This window comes from Pseudomonas sp. E141 (assembly GCF_052659885.1).
This window is the reverse complement of the sequence record NZ_CP084024.1, coordinates 3,639,987-3,655,155: the sequence shown is the minus strand read 5'-3', so window position 1 is coordinate 3,655,155 and position 15,169 is coordinate 3,639,987. Positions and strand designations below refer to the sequence as shown.

General features: G+C 60.6%; 16 protein-coding genes. 10 read left to right on the top strand and 6 right to left on the bottom strand.

Features of this window, described 5'->3' with window-relative positions:
* The first annotated feature begins 45 nt into the window (after window positions 1–45).
* Complete coding sequence (gene arsN2, locus GKKCFE_RS16260) at window positions 46–477, top strand: arsenic resistance N-acetyltransferase ArsN2 (protein WP_445576833.1); 432 nt, start codon at window positions 46–48, stop codon at window positions 475–477.
* Here the strand turns inward: arsN2 and chrA are convergent.
* Window positions 474–1,829, bottom strand: coding sequence for a chromate efflux transporter (gene chrA, locus GKKCFE_RS16255; RefSeq protein ID WP_160891330.1), 1,356 nt, complete (start codon window positions 1,827–1,829; stop codon window positions 474–476). The genes arsN2 and chrA overlap by 4 nt on opposite strands.
* Window positions 1,830–2,128: 299 nt before the next feature.
* Between chrA and GKKCFE_RS16250 the strand changes: the two genes are divergently transcribed.
* From GKKCFE_RS16250 to GKKCFE_RS16235, 4 genes are all read left to right on the top strand, one after another.
* Entirely contained in the window at window positions 2,129–3,700 is a 1,572-nt protein-coding gene (locus GKKCFE_RS16250) for a sensor domain-containing diguanylate cyclase (protein WP_445576832.1), read from the top strand.
* Window positions 3,701–3,807: 107 nt separating this feature from the next.
* Window positions 3,808–4,602, top strand: coding sequence for an exodeoxyribonuclease III (xth, locus tag GKKCFE_RS16245; protein ID WP_445576831.1), 795 nt, complete (start codon window positions 3,808–3,810; stop codon window positions 4,600–4,602).
* A gap of 110 nt (window positions 4,603–4,712) precedes the next feature.
* Window positions 4,713–5,531 carry an arylamine N-acetyltransferase family protein gene (locus GKKCFE_RS16240; RefSeq protein WP_107322271.1) on the top strand — a complete coding sequence of 273 codons (819 nt, stop codon included), beginning with the start codon at window positions 4,713–4,715 and terminating at the stop codon, window positions 5,529–5,531.
* 140 nt (window positions 5,532–5,671) lie between these two features.
* Window positions 5,672–7,192, top strand: coding sequence for a nucleobase:cation symporter-2 family protein (locus GKKCFE_RS16235; protein ID WP_445576830.1), 1,521 nt, complete (start codon window positions 5,672–5,674; stop codon window positions 7,190–7,192).
* Window positions 7,193–7,288: 96 nt separating this feature from the next.
* Here the strand turns inward: GKKCFE_RS16235 and GKKCFE_RS16230 are convergent, their stop codons facing one another.
* Window positions 7,289–7,639: a hypothetical protein gene (locus GKKCFE_RS16230; protein ID WP_047228510.1), complete on the bottom strand. Its 351-nt coding sequence runs from the start codon at window positions 7,637–7,639 to the stop codon at window positions 7,289–7,291.
* Between the two features lie 161 nt (window positions 7,640–7,800).
* Here GKKCFE_RS16230 and GKKCFE_RS16225 point away from each other — a divergent pair, with 161 nt between their 5' ends.
* Window positions 7,801–8,619: a shikimate 5-dehydrogenase gene (locus GKKCFE_RS16225; protein ID WP_107322272.1), complete on the top strand. Its 819-nt coding sequence runs from the start codon at window positions 7,801–7,803 to the stop codon at window positions 8,617–8,619.
* Here the strand turns inward: GKKCFE_RS16225 and GKKCFE_RS16220 are convergent, their stop codons facing one another.
* Complete coding sequence (locus tag GKKCFE_RS16220) at window positions 8,620–9,267, bottom strand: YceH family protein (protein ID WP_047228508.1); 648 nt, start codon at window positions 9,265–9,267, stop codon at window positions 8,620–8,622.
* 129 nt (window positions 9,268–9,396) lie between these two features.
* Here GKKCFE_RS16220 and GKKCFE_RS16215 point away from each other — a divergent pair, with 129 nt between their 5' ends.
* Complete coding sequence (locus GKKCFE_RS16215) at window positions 9,397–9,906, top strand: DUF1993 domain-containing protein (protein WP_047228507.1); 510 nt, start codon at window positions 9,397–9,399, stop codon at window positions 9,904–9,906.
* A 186-nt stretch (window positions 9,907–10,092) separates the two neighbouring features.
* Here the strand turns inward: GKKCFE_RS16215 and sstT are convergent, their stop codons facing one another.
* Window positions 10,093–11,325, bottom strand: a complete 1,233-nt coding sequence (gene sstT / locus GKKCFE_RS16210) for a serine/threonine transporter SstT (RefSeq protein WP_339491133.1) — start codon at window positions 11,323–11,325, stop codon at window positions 10,093–10,095.
* 283 nt (window positions 11,326–11,608) lie between these two features.
* Here sstT and GKKCFE_RS16205 point away from each other — a divergent pair, with 283 nt between their 5' ends.
* Window positions 11,609–12,766 carry an MFS transporter gene (locus GKKCFE_RS16205; RefSeq protein ID WP_445576829.1) on the top strand — a complete coding sequence of 386 codons (1,158 nt, stop codon included), beginning with the start codon at window positions 11,609–11,611 and terminating at the stop codon, window positions 12,764–12,766.
* On the opposite strand, the gene nhaR is transcribed toward GKKCFE_RS16205, so the two are convergent.
* Window positions 12,763–13,659 carry a transcriptional activator NhaR gene (gene nhaR, locus GKKCFE_RS16200; protein WP_076383964.1) on the bottom strand — a complete coding sequence of 299 codons (897 nt, stop codon included), beginning with the start codon at window positions 13,657–13,659 and terminating at the stop codon, window positions 12,763–12,765. The two genes, GKKCFE_RS16205 and nhaR, sit on opposite strands and share 4 nt — an antisense overlap.
* 136 nt (window positions 13,660–13,795) lie before the next feature.
* On the opposite strand from nhaR, the gene GKKCFE_RS16195 reads away from it, so the two are divergent.
* Together GKKCFE_RS16195 and GKKCFE_RS16190 are read left to right on the top strand one after the other, a co-directional pair.
* Complete coding sequence (locus tag GKKCFE_RS16195) at window positions 13,796–14,047, top strand: hypothetical protein (RefSeq protein WP_445576828.1); 252 nt, start codon at window positions 13,796–13,798, stop codon at window positions 14,045–14,047.
* Between the two features lie 28 nt (window positions 14,048–14,075).
* The gene (locus GKKCFE_RS16190; protein ID WP_305466302.1) at window positions 14,076–14,825 is read left to right on the top strand and encodes a TerC family protein; all 750 of its coding nucleotides are present in this window, start codon (window positions 14,076–14,078) and stop codon (window positions 14,823–14,825) included.
* A gap of 75 nt (window positions 14,826–14,900) precedes the next feature.
* Here the strand turns inward: GKKCFE_RS16190 and GKKCFE_RS16185 are convergent, their stop codons facing one another.
* Window positions 14,901–15,068, bottom strand: a complete 168-nt coding sequence (locus GKKCFE_RS16185) for a hypothetical protein (RefSeq protein WP_171061342.1) — start codon at window positions 15,066–15,068, stop codon at window positions 14,901–14,903.
* Window positions 15,069–15,169 lie beyond the last annotated feature (101 nt).

Sequence of the window (15,169 nt, the reverse complement as noted above, 5' to 3'; positions counted from 1 at the left end):
CTGGCGGCGTAGTTTCCTGGGCAGAACCTCTGTCAGAGCAATGCCATGCACATGACCGAACTGAGCAATGAGGAGTTGGAGCCGTTGCGCCAGGCGCTGATCCTGGCGGGTCTGCCTGTGGACGACCTGAACCAGCAGGGCCGACGTTTTTTCAGCTTCAGGCAAGCAGACGCTCAGACAGCGTTTGGCGGGATCGAGGGGGAGGGCGCGGACCGATTGTTACGCTCTCTGGTGGTCCCTGAGGGGCTGCGGGGGCGCGGCATAGGCGCAGCGATGCTGGTCGCTCTGGAAGACTTTGCGAAAAACCAAGGTGTGGAGCGCCTTCACCTGCTCACTGCCAGTGCTGCCAGCTTCTTTGTTGCCCAGGGGTATCAGGCGCGTGACCGTTCGCTGGCGCCGATGTCGATCAGCGAAACGGCGCAATTCAAGTCCTTGTGCCCGGCCTCGGTGACCTACCTGAGCAAATGCCTCATCTAACGCAGTAGATGCACGGCCAGGCCGGTCAGTCCGCATCCCAGCAGCACCTGGATGACGCCGCGTTTGTAGCGAAACAGCGCAATGGCGGCGGCGAGCGCGATGATTGCCGACGGCCAGTCCAACGCGCCGGAAAAACCGCTGGGCCAAAGCACGTGGTAACCGAAGAAGCAGGCCAGGTTGAGGATCACCCCGACCACGGCGGCAGTAATCGCCGTCAGCGGTGCGGTGAATTTCAGCTCGTTATGCGTCGACTCCACCAACGGCCCACCCGCGAGGATGAACAGGAATGAGGGCAGGAACGTAAACCAGGTCACCAGCGTGGCGGCAACCGCGCCAGCGAGGAAGGCCTGTTCAGGGCCGAACACCTGCATCACGTAGCCACCGACGAAGCCGACGAAAGCGACCACCATGATCAACGGGCCGGGAGTGGTTTCGCCGAGGGCCAGACCATCGATCATCTGCGTTGGGGTCAGCCAGCCGAAATGTCCGACAGCGCCTTGATACACATAGGGCAGAACCGCATAGGCGCCACCAAACGTCAGCAAGGCCGCCTTGGTGAAGAACCAGGCCATTTGCGTCAGGGTGCCTTCCCAGCCGAACAACAGGGTCAACACACCCATCGGCAAGGCCCACAGCAGGGCGCCGATGATCGCCAGCCGGGCCAGTCGCAAGGCGCTGAAGCGGGCATGCTCCGGGGGCGGGGTGTCATCGTCGATCAATGCCGGGCCAAAGGACTGATGCGTGGCGTTGTGCCCGCCCAGGCTGAACTTTTCCGGTGCCCAGCGGCCGCCGAAGTACCCGATGACCGCCGCTCCCAGCACGATCAGCGGGAAGGGGAGATTGAAAGCGAATATCGCGGTGAACGAGCCGGCGGCGATGGCCCACAGCCAACTGTTCTTGAGCGCGCGCGAACCTATCCGGTGGGCGGCATGCACGACGATCGCGGTCACGGCTGGCTTGATGCCATAAAAAATCCCGGCCACCACCGGCACTTCGCCAAAGGCGACATACAGCCAGGACAATGTGATGAGAATGAACAGCGAAGGCAGCACGAACAGCGCCCCGGCAATGATCCCGCCCCAGCTGCGGTGCATCAGCCAGCCCAGGTACGTCGCCAATTGCTGCGCCTCGGGGCCTGGCAGCAGCATGCAGTAATTGAGGGCATGCAGAAAGCGTCGTTCGGAAATCCAGCGTCGGCGCTCCACCAACTCCTGGTGCATGATCGAGATTTGTCCTGCCGGCCCACCGAAACTGATAAAGCCCAGCTTGAGCCAGAACCAGAACGCCTCGCGCAAGCTGATGGCCGAGGGGCTGGACAACGGGTCGTCGACGGTCGGGATGGGTTTATTCATGGTCGGCCGGTGCTTGGATGGCAAAGGCGACCTACGTTATGGGGCGTTACGCAATTTTGATAGCCCTGGCAAAGCGATTCATGAAAAAAACCGGCTTTCCGGGATTGTCGCCATTGGGGGGATTTTCCGGCCAGAACGGGTGAATTTGACAGGGCCATGCGCAGGATTTTGGATCCATTGAGCCACCCATCGGCTATGCCACACCGGCAAATTGCCGCCCCCCCAGGCGGTAGGCTAAGCTCACGAATATTGGGGGCTTTGAGGGTTTCGCTCATGCTTTGCCCCCCTCAGGAATTCGCTTGCCAATCCCCAATTTTGATCCGTTCCATGTCCCCGGCGGTGCCCTCAAGCGCCTGCCGTTGCTTAAGGCAGCGGTGGCGTTTATCGCGGCGGTCTGCCTGTGCCTGTGTGGCCTGCTTTTTTTGCAACTGGAACAGTCTCGTCGCTACGACCTGGAGTCGGCGCGCACCGCCTCAGCCAACCTCACCCGGGCCATGGCCCAACAGGCTCAGGACACGTTCCAGCAGACAGACCTGGTCCTGACCAGCCTGGCGGACTGGATAGAGAGCGACGGTTTCGGTCCGGCGCTGCAACCACGTCTGCAGAAAACCTTTGCCCGGCGCGTGCAAGCCCTGGAGCAATTGCATGGCCTGTTCCTGTTCGACAAGCACGGTCATTGGGTCATTACGTCCTTTGAACAACTGCACAGGGGCCCAGGGGTAGCAGATCGGGACTACTTTACGTTCCATCAGCAGAACACCGCCCTGATCGCTCATATCGGGCCGGCTATCCGCAGTCGACAAAATGGCGAGTGGATCATCCCGGTGTCGCGGCGCTTGAATGATCAGGACGGCAATTTCCAGGGCGTATTGTTGGCCGGGATCAAGATGTCGTACTTCGATCGATTCTTCGATAGCTTCAGCCTCGCTGACCAAGACGAGATGGTCCTGGCCTTGTCCGACGGGACCTTGCTGGCCCGGCGCCCCTTCGACGAGGCAAAAATCGGTCGATCCCTGGCCGAGGAACCGGTCTTTCAGCATGAGTTGTACAGCGAAAGCGCCGGTACCGCGACCATCCGCTCCGCTGCCGATGGCGTCCTCAGGCTCTATGACCACCAGCATTTACAGGCCTATCCGCTGGTGGTGACCGCCGCGATGTCCGAACAGGCGATCCTGGCGGGTTGGCACGACAGAGCCTTCAAATCCAGTCTGATCGTGGCGGTGGTGGTATTAGGTATCTGCCTGTTCGGCTGGGTGTTCGTGCGTCAGGTGCGCAACAGCGAACGGATCGAAGCGGACCTGCGCAAGGCCCAGGAGGCGTTGGAGCTGATTGCCACCCATGACAGCCTGACTGGGCTTGCGAACCGTCGGCTGTTCGAGCGGGCCCTAGACATCGAGTTCGGCCGGGGCGCCCGCCAGCGCAGCCCCTTGAGCCTGATCATGCTCGATATCGATTTCTTCAAGCGTTACAACGACACCTACGGCCACGTGGCCGGGGATCATTGCCTGGCAGAAATGGCGAAGGTGCTCAAGGGCTGCTGTCATCGCAAGGCTGACCTTGCCGTGCGTTATGGCGGCGAGGAGTTCGCGGTGCTGCTGCCCGATACCAACCTGCAGGGGGCCTTAGCCCTGGCCGAGCAGATCCGCCGCAGCGTTATCGACCAACACATCACCCATGCCGGCTCTCCTACCGGCTACCTGACGGTGAGCCTGGGCTGCTACGCGTTCGTGCCCAGCAGTTTGGACAGCATTGAAGTGTTCCTCCAGCGGGCCGATGCGGCGCTTTATCAGGCCAAGCACAGCGGACGCAACCGAGTGGCGGCGTTATCGATGGAAGACGGGTTTGATACGCTGGCGCGCTCGGATCGTTGAGGTCGCAGAAATCATCAAAATCGATGGCCGGGAGATCGTAAGTCGTTGCAACCACCACGGTGGCTTGTCGGTCACAGCTAGTGTCCTGGATCTGGAGCCCTGGCCCGATGAAAAACCTGCGCATAGCGACCTTCAATATCAACGGCATCCGGGCCCGACTGCCCAATCTGCTGGAGTGGCTGGAGCGGGAGAAACCCGACATTGTCTGCTTGCAGGAACTCAAGGCAGCGGACAAGGATTTCCCCACAGCGCAGCTGGAATCGGTTGGTTACGGATCGCTCTGGCACGGCCAGGCGTCCTGGAATGGCGTTGCGATCCTGGCCCGTGATGCGCAACCGCTGGAGAGCCGCCGTGGCTTGCCCGGTGGCGACGATGACCGCCACAGTCGTTACCTGGAGGCAGCGGTGCATGGCGTGCTGGTGGGTTGTCTTTATCTGCCTAACGGCAACCCGCAACCTGGGCCCAAATTCGATTACAAACTGGCCTGGTTCGAACGGCTGATCGCTTATGCCAAGGGGCTGCAGGCCAGCGATCATCCGGTGGTGCTGGCGGGTGACTACAACGTGGTGCCCACCGATCTGGACATCTACAACCCGCGTTCCTGGCTCAAGGATGCCCTGCTGCAACCCGAAAGCCGCGAGTGTTATCAGCGGCTGCTCGACCAGGGTTGGACCGATTCGTTGCGCCACCTGTACCCGGACGAGCGGGTATACACCTTCTGGGATTATTTCCGTCAGCACTGGCAAAAGAACTCCGGGCTGCGCATCGATCACCTGCTGCTCAACCCGGCGGCCAGTCCTTACCTGAGCGAGGCGGGCGTGGACGCATGGGTCAGGAATCAACCGCATCCCAGCGACCATGCTCCGACCTGGATCCGGCTCGCTTCGCGAAAACGTCGGTGAGGGAGCGAGGTCTGCGGTCGGTTATTGTCTCGCAAAGGCGAATGCCTTATATCTGCACCCCAGCAGCGGACTTTTTGTAAGCCCTGCACTGGACAGGAAAGGACATCCTCATGAGCCAAACCCGACTGAACGATTCGGGCCGTTATCTGCAACGCCTGGGCTTCGACACACCGCCAGCCCCGACCCTCGACACCTTGCGCCTGCTTCAACGACGCCACACCGCCGAGTTCCCCTTTGAAACCCTTTCGACGCTGCTGGGCCAACCCGTGCCCATTGACCTCGAATCAGTGGAGCGAAAAGTCTTCGAACAAGGCCGCGGCGGCTACTGCTATGAGCTCAATCAATTGTTCCTGGCGCTGCTGTTGGAACTGGGCTTCGAAGCCCGAGGCATCACCGGACGGGTGGTGATGAATGCCCCCGAGGGTGCCTGGCCCGCCCGCACCCACCGCCTCAGCCTGGTGACGCTTGACGGCGTGCGTTACACCACCGATGTCGGCTTCGGCGGCATGGTGCCTACTGCGCCGCTGCTGCTGGACAGCCGTGACATCCAGGCCACTCCCCACGAACCCTATCGCATCGAGGCTCACCCGGACGGCTATCTGCTGCGTGCCTGCGTGGCCGACGAATGGCGGCCGATGTACCTGTTCGATCTGCAGCGCCAGGAAGACATCGACTACACCGTCGGCAATTGGTACGTCAGCAACCACCCCGAGTCGCCATTCATGGGCCGGTTGATGGTGGCTCGCACTGGCGATGGATTGCGCAAGACCCTGAACGGAAACAGCTATGCCTTGCACCGGATAGGCGAGCAAAGCGAGCGCCGGACAATCACCGACGCCGACGAACTGATCGACCTGCTGGAAAACGAGTTTGGTCTGCGCGTACCGCCACGCGAGCTTTTACGGCCCGCCGTGGTTGGGCTTCTGTAACGAAGTGGGGTAGCAGGGGAGGCGCAAGGATCCGCGGGAGAGGATGGCTGTGCGCAATAAGTTGTATACAACTCTATGGACATTTGTCCTGAGTTTTGAATACAGTGTGCGCATAACAAAAAACAGGGAACTCCCGAACCATGAAAACGCCCCATGTTTCACTCCCACGGCCCGAGGACGAAAACCTTGGCGTCGGCGCGAATATGGCTTACGGCCTGCAACATGTGTTGACCATGTACGGTGGCATCGTCGCTGTGCCACTGATCATCGGTCAGGCCGCCGGTTTGTCACCGGCGGACATCGGCCTGTTGATCGCGGCGTCATTGTTCGCGGGGGGGCTTGCAACATTGTTGCAAACCCTTGGCCTGCCGTTTTTCGGCTGTCAGTTGCCTCTCGTGCAGGGCGTTTCGTTTTCCGGGGTCGCGACCATGGTGGCGATCGTCGGCAGCGGCGGAGAAGGGGGGTTCCAGGCCATCCTCGGAGCGGTGATCGCCGCGTCCTTGATCGGCTTACTGATTACTCCGGTGTTCTCGCGAATCACCCGGTTCTTTCCGCCGCTGGTCACCGGCATCGTCATCACCACCATTGGCCTGACCTTGATGCCGGTAGCCGCTCGCTGGGCGATGGGCGGCAATAGCCACGCCGCCGATTTCGGCAGCATGGCCAATATCGGTTTGGCCGCCGTCACCCTGGTCCTGGTGTTGCTGCTGAGCAAAATGGGCAGCGCGACGATCTCGCGGCTGTCGATTCTGCTGGCAATGGTCATTGGCACGGTCATCGCCGTATTCCTGGGCATGGCGGACTTTTCATCCGTCAGCCAAGGCCCGATGTTCGGTTTCCCCACACCTTTCCACTTTGGCATGCCGACTTTTCATGTCGCGGCCATTCTGTCGATGTGCATCGTGATCATGGTGACATTGGTGGAAACGTCCGCCGATATCCTCGCGGTGGGCGAGATCATCGACACCAAAGTCGACTCCAGGCGTCTGGGTAACGGCTTGCGGGCCGACATGCTGTCGAGCATGATCGCGCCGATCTTTGGCTCTTTCACCCAGAGCGCCTTTGCCCAGAATGTCGGGCTGGTGGCGGTGACGGGGATCAAGAGCCGTTTCGTGGTGGCAACTGGCGGGGTATTTCTGGTGGTACTCGGCCTGCTGCCGTTCATGGGCCGAGTGATCGCGGCGGTGCCGACTTCGGTGTTGGGCGGTGCCGGTATCGTGCTGTTCGGCACCGTGGCTGCCAGCGGCATCCGCACGCTGTCAAAAGTCGACTACCGCAACAACGTCAACCTGATCATCGTCGCCACCTCTATCGGTTTTGGCATGATTCCCATCGCCGCGCCGAATTTCTACGATCATTTCCCGAGCTGGTTCGCGACGATCTTCCATTCGGGCATCAGCTCTTCGGCGATCATGGCAATCGTGCTGAACCTGGCCTTCAATCACTTCACCCGGGGTAACTCGGATCAACAGTCCGTATTCGCCGCCGGTACCGAGCGGGTGTTGCGTTATCAGGACCTGGCGGCGCTGCGTGAAGGCGACTACTTCAGTGACGGCAAGCTGCACGACTGCGATGGCAACGAGATTCCGGTGGTGGCGGAGGCAGCCCATGTACCGGTAGAGCATGGCCCGGTACGATTGAAAAGCAGCGAGCACGTCTAGCCTCGTGACGACGGCGCTTGCTCGGCTTTATGTCTCTTAATAAGGAAAGGCCTGTGATCGAGGATCACAGGCCTTTCTTTTTGCCTCAGAGACTGATCACCAGCGCCCGTAATGACCGCGCGGTGGGCCGTAGTAATAGCCCCGTGGTGGCCCGTAATACACCGGCGCCGGACGATAGTAGACAGGGCGCTCGATGTAGACCGGCTGTGGCTGGTAGTAGACCGGTGGCGGCTGCTGCACATAAACCGGTTGTGGCTGGACGTACACCGGTTGCTGCACGTAGACCGGACGATCACGGTTGATGATCGCTGAGCCGACGATGGCCGAACCAACGATTGCGCCAAACACGGCGGGCCCCTCCCAACCACCTCGACCATGGGCGGATGCCTGGCCGGTGACCGCGAGAGCCCCCATGAGCAGGGCGATGATGGGGAGTTGACGGTTCATAACGATTCCTCGTTTTGGCCCCGGCGCCTGTGGTCTGCAACAGACCCGAATGAGGGTCGCGGGGATACTTGCTCTGACAGCGATTTTTTCAGAATTTGCCGTGCCGTTGGGTAAATATTGTGTAAGGTCTGTAGCGGTTTCTTTACTGCAAGGAGTCACGCATGCAGATCAACCCCAACAAAGACACTCAACTGTGCATGTCACTATCGGCGCGCCCTGGGAACTTCGGCCTGCGCTTTCACAATCACCTGTATGAGCAACTGGGGCTGAATTTTTACTACAAGGCATTCAGCAGCCAGGACTTGCCCGGTGCTGTAGGCGGCATCCGCGCCTTGGGCATCCGCGGGTGCGGGGTGTCGATGCCGTTCAAGGAAGACTGCATCGCCCTGGTCGACGAACTCGATCCTTCCGCCGCCGCGATCCAGTCCATCAATACCATCGTCAACACCGATGGCCATTTAAAGGCCTACAACACCGACTACATCGCGATCGCCCAATTGCTGCAAACCCATGCGGTGCCCAAGGATTCAACCTTTGCTCTGCGAGGTAGCGGCGGCATGGCCAAGGCCGTGGCCAGCGCCTTGCGCGACGGTGGTTACTCAAACGGTTTGATCGTGGCCCGCAACGAAACCGCCGGGCGAGCCTTGGCCGGCTCCCTGGGTTACGAGTGGCAGGCTGAACTGGGGCAGCGACGGCCGCAGATGCTGATCAACGTCACGCCGATCGGCATGACCGGTGGCCCGGAAGCCGATCAACTGGCGTTCGAGCCCGAGACCATCGCAGCGGCCGAGACGGTGTTCGATGTGGTGGCGATCCCGTCGCAAACGCCGCTGATCGTGCGCGCCCAGGCTGAGGGCAAACGGGTCATCACCGGGCTCGAAGTGATTGCGATCCAGGCCCTGGAGCAGTTTGTCCTGTACACCGGCGTGCGGCCCAGCGCGGAACAATTCAAGAAGGCCGTGGCGTTCGCTCGATCCTGATTACTCCAGTCGCGCCAGCCGTTCTTCCAACGCGGCGATCCGCGCTTCGAGTTCTTCGATGCGCTCCAGCGACACGCCGCTGCCGGCACCACGCTCCACGGGATGCTGGCGGGCGGCGAGGATCGCTTCGATATCCGCCGGGTCGCCCATGGCGTGCATGTAACGGTCTTCCCGCTGGCCGGGCTGACGCGGCACCAACAGCGCCAAGCCACGGGCGATCAGCCGTTCAAGCTGATGCACCACCTGTTCGGTGTCTTCGAAATCGTGCATCCGCCCGCTACGGGTCAGCAGTTCATTGACTGTCTGCGGGCCGCGCAAGAACAGCAACCCCATCAGAATCACTTGGGCCGGCACCAGCTCCAGGGCCTTGTCGACCCGATGCTCCCAGCGGTCGGCGCGGCTGCCCATCACCAGTTTGGTAAAGCCGCGACCTTCCAGCGCACGCAGGCTCTGGCCGACCTGGCCCGGATTGAGGTTCATGACCGGCTCACGGCTGGTCTTCTGGTTGCAGGCCAGCACCAGGGCGTTGAGCGTCAGCGGGTAGGTCTCGGGGTTGGTGGCCTGCTTTTCGACCAGCGCGCCGAGAATGCGGATTTCCGTGCTGTTGAGCCGCGGTTCTTCGGCCGGGCTTTGTTCTTCGATACTCATCGCGCGTTCCCTATGCTGTGGAAGCCGCCTAGCCTAATCCTTGCGCAATAAAAGACAAGGTGCGCAACAAGGCGTGGCTATAATCGCACCCGTTTGATTTGTCCTTTCTGCCACCTGCATGAGATCGCCATGACTATTTCCCTGTACGCCGCTTCCATCCCGGTTTTCAAGCAGATGCTCAACGCCCTGAGTGATGTCCTGAACAAGGCTGAAGCCCACGCCACTGCGAAAAACATTGACCCGAACGCGTTCCTGCAAGCCCGCCTGTACCCGGACATGTTCCCCCTGGTACGCCAGGTGCAGATCGCGGTGGACTTCGCCAAAGGCGTGTCCGCGCGTCTGGCCGAGCTTGAAGTGCCGAAATATGACGACAGCGAAACCACCTTTGCCGAACTGCAAGCCTTGATCACCAAGGTATTGGCGTTCATCGACGGCATCAGCCCCGAGCAGATCGACGGCAAGGAAGGCATCGAAATCGTCACCCGTCCGGGCACGCCGAAGGAAAAACGCTTTACCGGCCAGAACTACCTCCTGACCTATGGTCTGCCGCAGTTCTTCTTCCACGTCACCACCACCTATGCGCTGCTGCGCCACAATGGCGTGGAAGTGGGCAAACGCGACTACATGGGCGCGTTCTAAACCCGCCAGCATGAAAAAGCCCGGGACGGTGTGGGCCGTCCCGGGCTTTTTTATGGCGGTCTGTTTACACGGTGGCTGTGCCATCGCTATCGCGAGCAGGCTCGCTCCCACATTGGATTTGTATCTGCCACAAACCCTGTGGGAGCGAGCCTGCTCGCGATGACGGTCATACCTCCAGCGCCGCTGTCAGGCCACGCGTTCGCGCTTCTCTTCCTCACCCAAGCAAGCCGCCGCGGTGAACAGCACATCAGTAGAGGAGTTGAGCGCAGTCTCCGCCGAATCCTGCAGGACGCCGATAATGAAGCCCACGGCGACCACCTGCATGGCGATGTCGCTGGGGATACCGAACAGGCTGCATGCCAGGGGAATCAGCAACAGCGAACCACCGGCCACGCCGGACGCGCCGCAGGCACAAATGGCCGCGACGACGCTCAGCAACACGGCGGTCGGCACGTCGACCACGATACCCAGGGTATGCACCGCCGCCAGGGTCAGTACGGTGATGGTAATGGCGGCGCCGGCCATGTTGATGGTCGCGCCCAGCGGGATCGATACCGAATAGGTGTCTTCGTGCAGGCCCAGGCGTTTGCTCAGTTCCAGGTTCACCGGGATATTCGCCGCCGAACTGCGGGTGAAGAATGCGGTAATGCCGCTCTCGCGCAGGCAGGTGAAGACCAGTGGGTACGGGTTGCGACGCAGCTTCCAGAACACGATGAGCGGGTTCATCACCAGCGCCACGAACAGCATGCAGCCAATCAGCACGGTCAACAGGTGAAGGTAGCCCAGCAACGCGCTGAAACCTGAGGTTGCCAGGGTCGAGGCCACCAGGCCGAAGATCCCCAGCGGGGCGAAGCAGATGACCACGCGCACGATCACGGTCACGCCGTTGGACAGATCCCCGAGCACGGTACGGGTGGTTTCGCCAGCATGCCGAATGGCAATGCCCATGCCGATGGCCCAGGCCAGAATGCCGATGAAGTTGGCATTCATCAGGGCGCTGACCGGATTGTCCACCACGCTGAGCATCAAACTCTGCAGTACTTCGCTGATGCCGCCGGGGGCGGTGACGGCGACGTCATGGGACACCAGGACAAGGTTGGACGGAAACAGGGTACTGGCAACCACTGCGACCACTGCGGCGGCGAAAGTGCCGAGCAGGTACAGGAAGAGAATGGGCCGGATATGGGTTTCCTGACCGTGCTTGTGGTTGGCGATCGACGCCATGACCAGCACGAACACCAGGATCGGTGCCACGGCCTTGAGCGCTGACACAAAGACCTTACCGATGAAAGCGGTGGACTTGGCAAGGTCCGGTGCCAGCCACGCCAGGATGATGCCGGCGATCAGACCGATGACGATTTGCGTCACCAGGCCGGTGCGTTTGAGGCGGTGTAGAACGGAAGGAGACAAAGCAGTCATAACGGCATCTCTGATTTTTTTTGTGTGCAACGGTCGACCCCTCAGGGCAACAGGCGGGCAGGCCACGTGAGCGGGACCGAAAAGAAAGTACAGCGTTTGCAGGCCGCGGACTTTATCACAGCCCGCGGAAAAACCTGACGGACCTGTGACGATCCGTCGCTTGGGCGTTCACACGCGTTTGTCTGAGGGGCGCATTCTGTTAGGTTTTGGGCCAATCCCCTTTCTACTCTGCCAGCGACCCTTTTGGGCTGACGCTGGTGTCGTTGTTTTGCTGGAGTTCTGCATGTTGTCTGTTTTTCTGTTGTCGGCGGCTGGTCTTACAGTGCTGACCACCGAATTCATCATCGTCGGCCTGTTGCCATCCATTGCCCGCGACCTGCAAGTCACGATTGCCCAGGCCGGGCTGCTGGTCACGCTGTTTGCATTTACCGTGGCGGCATTCGGGCCGTTCCTGACCGCCTGGTTCGCCCGCTTTGAGCGGCGCAAGCTGTTTATCAGCGTGTTGGTGATGTTTGGTCTGGCCAACACACTGGCGGCGCTGGCCCCCAATATCGGCGTAATGGCCGTCGCCCGATTGATCCCAGCCTTGGGGCTACCGGTGTTCTGGGCATTGGCCAGTGAAACGGCAGTGGACATTGTCGGGCCGCAGTTTGCCGGGCGGGCCATCGCCCGGATCGGGTTCGGCATTGTCTGTGCCACGGTGTTCGGTATTCCGGTAGGCACGCTGATTTCTGATGCGTTCGGCTGGCGCAGCGCCTTTGCCATCCTGGCGTTCGTTGCGTTCGCCAAGGCCTTGCTGCTGTTTGTCTACCTGCCCAAAACCAATCTGCATCAGCACCAGGTCAGTTTGCGCTCGCAACTCAAGATATTGCGCAGCCCGTTGATGCAGGGCCATGTGCTGCTGTCGATCCTGGTGTTCAGCGGCATGTTCACCGCGTACACCTACCTGGCCGATATCCTCGAGCGCCTGGCCGGGTTCGACGGCACACTGGTGGGCTGGTGCCTGATGGGCTTCGGGGCCGTGGGGCTGGTGGGTAACTCTCTGGGCGGTCGCGCGGTGGACCGACACCCTTTGATCGCCTGGATGGTGTTTTGTCTGTTCCTGATCGGCGGCATGGTGGCGCTGGTGCCGAGCATTCATTCGACCGTCGGGCTGGCGGCAGCGATGGGCATCTGGGGAGTGACCCAGGCGGCCCTGTTCCTGGTCAGTCATGTACGACTGATGAAGGCCGCGCCTGAGGCTCCAGCCTTTGCCGCATCGCTGAACATCGCCGGGGCCAATCTGGGAATTGGCCTGGGGGCGATGGTCGGTGGGCGCGTCATCGATACCCTGGGCCTGGGCAGCGTTGGTTTTGCCGCGTCCGGGTTCATCCTCATATCGATCCTGCTGGCGTTGTTGCTGATGACCTTCAAGCCCCGTGCCGCCTGCGCGCAGTCCTAAGCGCTGAACAGCTCGCGTCGCGCACCTTCGGCGATGGCGACGATGCCCGGATGGCTGACCTTGCGCTCCACGGAAATGGCATAGAACGACTCGCTGACCGCATCGGTCTGGCCGATCACCTGTACGCCGTACTGACGCTGAACTTCTTCGGCGATCACGCTCGGGCCGATGAAAATTCCGCTGCCTGATTGCCCGAAGGCCTGCATCAGCGCGCTGTCGTCGAATTCGCCGACGATGCGTGGCTGGATCTGTTGCTCGGCGAACCAGCGTTGCAAGCGGCTGCGTACCACGGTTTCGGCACCTGGAATCAGCAGCGGGGCGTCATTCAGGCTGCGGGGGAAATCCTGCCCATAGCGCTCGGCCAGCGCAGCGGTGGCAAAGAAGCTGATCCCGCACTCTCCCAACTTCTGGCTATAACCCTTGATGTCCAGGTGGGTCGGCATCGGGCTGTCGGAAATCACCAGGTCCAGGCGCTGGATCGCCAGGTCCGCCAACAGCCGCTCGAGTTTGTCTTCGCGGCAAGTGATGCGCAGCGGCTCACTCAGCTCCATGGTCGGCGCCAGCAGCCGATAGACGATGGACTTGGGCACCACATCCGCCACCCCGACCCGGAACAGCGTCTGTTGCTCATTGGGTTGGGCCCGGAGCATAAGCTCCAGTTCGCCCCCCAACTGGAACATGTGTTCGGCATAGGGCAGCGTCTGGCGGCCAGCCTCGGTCAGTTCCAACTGTCGCCCGACGCGGCGAAACAACTTGATGTTAAACGTTTGCTCGAGCAGCGAAATCTGCCCGCTGATGGTTTGTGGTGTCAGGTTCAGTTGCTCGCAGGCCCGCACGATGCTGCCGGTCTTGGCCACCACCCAGAAGTAATGCAACTGTCGGTAATTGAGCATAAGGCACGCCGATTCGTAAAAATCGAAGTATAACCGCTGAAAATACGAATTTTCCTGAAGTATTCTCCTCTCTAGAATGCCGGGCCATCGGTGAGCCACCTTTGGTGCTCTGTTTAACCCTGAGAGGCATTTATCCATGACGTACAAAACCCTGGGTTTGGCGGCCTTGTTGGCAGTGTCTTCAATCGCCCTCGCTGGCTGCGAACAGGCCGAAAAAAGTGCCCAGCAGTTGATGGGGCAAGCCGCTGAAACGGCCAAGCAGGCAATCGATGACACCCATAAGGCTGCGGAACAGGCGATCAGCGAGGCCACTGGCGGGTTGATCAGCCCCAAGAAGAAGCCGGCGGATGAGGCTGAAGAATCCGAAACCTCCACCCAAACCATTTAACCCCGTCATATCGAGTCAGGACTGACCCATGGATTATCTTTTACAACTCGCTGCCAGCCCCACTGCATGGATCGCGCTGGCGACTCTGGTCGTCATGGAAATCGTGCTTGGCATCGATAACCTGATCTTCATTTCGATCCTGACCAATAAACTGCCCGAACAGCACCGCGCCAAGGCGCGGCGTATCGGCATTGGCATGGCGCTGATCCTGCGCCTGGGCTTGTTGAGCACCATTGCTTTCATCGTGCAGTTGACTGAGCCGGTTATCGAAATCCTCGGTCAGGCATTCTCCTGGAAGGACATGATCCTGATCGCCGGCGGCCTGTTCCTGCTGTGGAAAGCCACCACCGAGATCCACCACAGCATGGACCCGGCACCGAATGATCCGAAATCCGCCACCTCCGGCGTGACCCTCGGATTTGCCGCTGCGATCGGTCAGATCCTGATGCTGGACCTGGTATTTTCCATCGACAGCATCATTACCGCCGTGGGCATGACCGAGCATCTGCCGATCATGATCATCGCCGTCGTGATCTCGGTGTTGGTGATGTTGCTGGCGGCCGAGCCGCTGGCCAAGTTCATCAACGACAACCCGACAGTGGTCATGTTGGCGCTGGGCTTCCTGATCATGATCGGCATGACGTTGATCGCCGAAGGCTTTGGTGCTCATGTGCCCAAGGGCTATATCTACGCAGCCATGGCGTTCTCGGCAGCGATCGAGGTGTTGAACATGATGTCGCGTCGCCGTCAGCAAAAGGCGTTGGCTGACAAAGCCTGATTACAGGCACTCAAAAGCCGCCCGGGTCCATGCCCGGGCGGCTTTTTTTTGGATTTTTGAAGGGCGGCGGGCCGGTCAGTGTGCGGCGGCGTGGCGCCTGGCCGGTTTTGGTGCTTTTTCCGCCCGCGCTGGTCGTGGCGCAGGATGATGGCGGCGTGCAATGCGCAAAACGCCCCACAGCATGGCTGTGGCGACGCTTAACCAGCCGAATATCAGCATCAGGATTGTTGTGGTCAGGCTCATCTGTGCCTCCTTCTGCCCAAGTTCAGGGCGACGCACTCGTTACAATGGACAGTCTAGTCGCTAAAGTGTTGCAGGGAATCGATCGGTATTGATGACAGACG